At 44.5% G+C, this 3,945-nt stretch carries 8 protein-coding genes; all 8 read left to right on the forward strand.

Annotation, left to right across the window (positions count from 1 at the left end):
* On the forward strand, positions 1-221 hold a 221-nt coding region (locus PHP87_RS11220), incomplete at its 5' end, for a PD-(D/E)XK nuclease family transposase (RefSeq protein ID WP_299921395.1).
* 8 nt (positions 222-229) lie between these two features.
* Positions 230-574: an Rpn family recombination-promoting nuclease/putative transposase gene (locus tag PHP87_RS11225; RefSeq protein WP_299921408.1), complete on the forward strand. Its 345-nt coding sequence runs from the start codon at positions 230-232 to the stop codon at positions 572-574.
* A 214-nt stretch (positions 575-788) separates the two neighbouring features.
* Positions 789-1,061: a type II toxin-antitoxin system Phd/YefM family antitoxin gene (locus PHP87_RS11230; protein ID WP_299921411.1), complete on the forward strand. Its 273-nt coding sequence runs from the start codon at positions 789-791 to the stop codon at positions 1,059-1,061.
* The gene (locus PHP87_RS11235) at positions 1,061-1,480 is read left to right on the forward strand and encodes a type II toxin-antitoxin system VapC family toxin (protein WP_299921397.1); all 420 of its coding nucleotides are present in this window, start codon (positions 1,061-1,063) and stop codon (positions 1,478-1,480) included. Before PHP87_RS11230 ends, PHP87_RS11235 begins: the two co-directional genes overlap by 1 nt.
* 46 nt (positions 1,481-1,526) lie before the next feature.
* Positions 1,527-1,688 (forward strand): hypothetical protein, encoded by a 162-nt coding sequence (locus tag PHP87_RS11240; protein ID WP_299921399.1) that lies wholly within the window; start codon positions 1,527-1,529, stop codon positions 1,686-1,688.
* Positions 1,689-1,801: 113 nt separating this feature from the next.
* A complete protein-coding gene (locus tag PHP87_RS11245; protein ID WP_299921401.1) occupies positions 1,802-3,436 on the forward strand; it encodes a class I adenylate-forming enzyme family protein in 1,635 nt (544 codons plus the stop codon).
* 76 nt (positions 3,437-3,512) lie between these two features.
* Positions 3,513-3,731, forward strand: coding sequence for a hypothetical protein (locus PHP87_RS11250; RefSeq protein ID WP_299921403.1), 219 nt, complete (start codon positions 3,513-3,515; stop codon positions 3,729-3,731).
* A partial coding sequence (locus PHP87_RS11255; RefSeq protein ID WP_299921406.1) for a type II toxin-antitoxin system RelE/ParE family toxin occupies positions 3,703-3,945 on the forward strand: 243 nt, incomplete at its 3' end. The genes PHP87_RS11250 and PHP87_RS11255, both read left to right, overlap by 29 nt.

Below are 3,945 nucleotides of genomic sequence, written 5' to 3' on the forward strand. Positions count from 1 at the left end.
AAAAGTATAAGGAAAGGGTGCTGATGGATGTGCCAGACATATTGGACCCCAAGGTAGACCTGGTCTTTAAAAAGGTATTCGGCTCCCAGGAAAACAAAACTATTTTGCTCAGTTTTCTTAATGCAGTATTAAACTGGACTGGAGAACAACAGATTGTAGATGTTAAAATCCTAAACCCTTACCTGGAACCGGAGTTCATTTCATCGAGTTGCCCAAATTAAAGTTAGAAATGGCGAGTTATACCAACCCGTTAGATAGGTGGGTGGTGTTTTTGAAGGGAGGATGGGACATGGAGCTTCTTGACAGGTTGGCCAAAGAAGATCCCGCCATTGGGAAAGCGAAACAGGTATTGGAACAAATGGCTTCCAACCCCAGGGAAAGAGAACTCTACGAACTCAGACGAAAAGCCATATTGGACAGAAATTCAGCTCTTTTTGAAGCAAAAACGGAAGGCAAATTGGAAGGCAAATTTGAGACCGCTCGTGCAGCATTGCTGAAAGGTGCTGATGTGGAATTTGTTGCGGAGATCACGGGCCTTTCATTGGATGAGGTACAGAAACTGAAAGCGGAATAATTCATGCCCCCCGATTATTTTGGCTTCACAAGGGGACAGGATTTTACTGGTGTAATAAGTCTTAAAACAGAATACCAGACCATGATGGCAGAACAAACATATATCAAACCAGGTTACTACTTTAGCGCTGGACAGTTGTGGTTCCATAGCATACAATTAGCTGTGACCACAATGGCCACAACTTACTACAGGAGGTGCTTTATTGGTGACCAAGATGATCGTGGGTATACGGGAAGCTAAAACGAATCTTAGCCGCCTGCTGAAAGAGGTGCAGAAAGGGGCGGAGATAACCATCAGTGATCGGGGAATTCTGGTGGCAAGATTGGTTCCCATCACAGAAGATTCGCTATCAATAGAACAAAGGATAGAAAACCTGGAGAGAAACGGACTGCTCGATCCTCCACCTAAAAACGTCCGCCTGCTCCCTCCGCCGCTGCCGGTGGAAGAAGGAATAGTGCAAAAATATCTACAGGAGGATCGGGATTAATGGAGGAAAAACTGGTAATTTATTGGGATACATCAGCTATTCTTTCTGCACTTTTTAAAGATGTTCACAGCCAGGAGGCCTGGAATTGGTCACGGCGCGAAGGCTTGCACTTGTTATCCTCACTGGCGGCAGCAGAAACTTATGCAGTGATCAACCGCATCCACAGGGAAAGAAACTTGTCGGAAATACTGGTTAAGGCTGCTCTGGAAGCCTTCGAACAAGGCCCCTGGCACTCTATCAACATGAATCCGGATAATGACCAAATTAAGAGACTGGGTAGTAAATGGCCTTTGCGGGGGGCTGATTTGTGGCATTTGGCCATGACTTGCACATTAACAGCTGCCCTTCCCGAAATACGCTTGCTTACATTTGATCAGCGCCTGGGAATTGCTGCCCGCGGAGAAAAAATAAAGGCATAAAAAGACGGCTGGTAGTTTTGCTCAGAAACGAGGGCAGCATCTATGAATGAAATGGATTGTCACGAAGGCTTTGACAAAAGAATGCAGGATACTGACAGCTATTGATTTCATCGTCAACCGCTATAACCGCAACATGGATATTGAGAAGCTGTTTGAACGCGCCCAGCTGGATATTATCATCTTCTCTATGGCAGCTTCAAAGTATTGATTAACTGTTCAGCCTTGCTTTATAATTGTCTGTAGAGTTTTGACTGAAGTACGGCTTTGTTATTTCATAAACACAATATCTTAGTTGTTTGGTAGAACGGGAGGAAAGATGAAATGCCCATAACGGAAATATTGGCGCGCAATGCTGAGAACTATGGACAGGAATTATGCCTGACCGAGATTAATTTGGATCTGCAGGAAAGTCATCATGTAACTTGGCTGGAGTATGAACTGATTGAAAATAACCCGGCGGGGGAATACCGGCGGGACATGACCTGGCGCGTTTTTGACGAGAAAGCCAATCGACTGGCCAACCTGCTGCTGAAAAGAGGGATAAAAAAAGGGGATAAGGTAGCCATTCTCTTAATGAATTGTCTGGAGTGGCTGCCGATTTATTTTGGAATTTTAAAAAGCGGAGCTATCGCCGTACCTTTAAACTTCCGCTACACGGCTGAGGAAATCAAGTATTGTTTGGAGTTATCGGAAACCAGGGCCTTGATTTTCGGGCCGGAATTTATCGGTCGGATTGAAACCATATATAATCAGATACCGAAAGTAAAACCACTTTTTTATGCGGGAGAAAATCGCCCTTCTTTTGCGGAAAACTATGACCGCCTTACTGCCAATTGTTCCTCTGAAGCCCCAGCGATTAAACTTACGGATGAAGATAACGCAGTGATATATTTTTCCTCAGGTACCACCGGATTTCCCAAAGCCATCTTACACACCCACCAAAGCCTGATGTCCGCCTGTTATACGGAACAAAATCACCACGGGCAATCGCGGGAAGATAATTTTTTATGCATTCCGCCCCTTTATCATACCGGCGCCAAGATGCACTGGTTCGGCAGTTTGCTGGCGGGGAGTAAAGCCGTATTATTGCGGGGAGTAAAACCTGAATGGATTATAAAAACGGTTTCGGAGGAAAAAATTACTATTGTCTGGCTTTTGGTTCCCTGGGCGCAGGATATTCTGGATGCCATTGAAAGAGGGGATGTGAAGCTTAATGATTATGATCTTTCCCAGTGGAGGCTGATGCATATTGGGGCACAGCCAGTTCCGCCCAGCTTAATCAAACGCTGGAAGCAGTATTTTCCCCACCATCTTTATGATACGAACTATGGCCTGAGCGAATCGATAGGTCCCGGATGCGTCCATTTAGGTACGGAGAATATTCATAAAGTTGGAGCTATCGGCATACCGGGCTACAACTGGGAATTCAAGATTGCTGACGAGAATGGATGTTCTGTAACTCAGGGAGAAGTCGGGGAACTGGCTGTCAAAGGACCGGGACTGATGAAATGCTACTACAACGATCCCGAAGCAACAGCGGCAGTACTCCGGGATGGCTGGTTATTTACCGGAGATATGGCCCAGATGGATGAAGACGGTTTTATATACCTGGTGGACCGGAAAAAAGATGTGATTATCAGTGGCGGCGAGAATCTATATCCGGTGCAAATCGAAGATTTTCTGCGTGCGCACCATGCCATCAAAGATGTAGCCGTAATTGGATTGCCGGATAAGCGTCTGGGGGAAATAGCGGCGGCTATTTTAGAACTGAAACCGGGCCACAGCTGCACCGAAGAAGAAATAAGGACATTCTGCGCTCCCTTGCCGCGTTACAAGCGTCCGAGGGAAATCATTTTTGATAAAGTACCGCGTAATCCCACCGGTAAGATTGAAAAACCGCGTTTAAGGGAAAAATACGGTGCCGCAAGATTGGTGGCGGTTCAAACCGGAAGTTGAAACTGCTCCGCAGTTTCTTCAATTGTTTAAAGGAAAACAATAAACATAATTGTATAAAAAATCTAGGAGGGATAATATGGCGGCTTCAACTGTTGAAAAACTTGTTGAACAGGTGCGTTGTCTCAACCGTTCCGAAATTAAAGAGTTTATCAAATTACTATTGGCCGAAGACCTTATTGATATTGAGGAAGGGTTTACCGAAGAAGAATTAGCTGAAATAGAATTAGCTTCCCAAGAAGTAGCAGAGGGTAAATGGGTAGATTTTGATGAGCACAGAAAAAAAGCCGGTTTATAAGCTTCGTTTATCTCATAGAGCAGATAAATATCTATTTAAGCTGGATAAGAAAACTCATAAGAAAATACTTGATCGGCTTGAGACTTTAAAAGCTGATCCTTACAATATTCCGGGAGTAAAACTCATGTCAGGTTATTCGAAACCAAGATATCGATTGCGCATTGGCAATTATCGTGCCGTTTATGAGATAGATTATAAGGGTTTTGTTGTTATA

The organism is Syntrophomonas sp. (genome assembly GCF_028707975.1).
GTDB lineage: Bacteria > Bacillota > Syntrophomonadia > Syntrophomonadales > Syntrophomonadaceae > Syntrophomonas.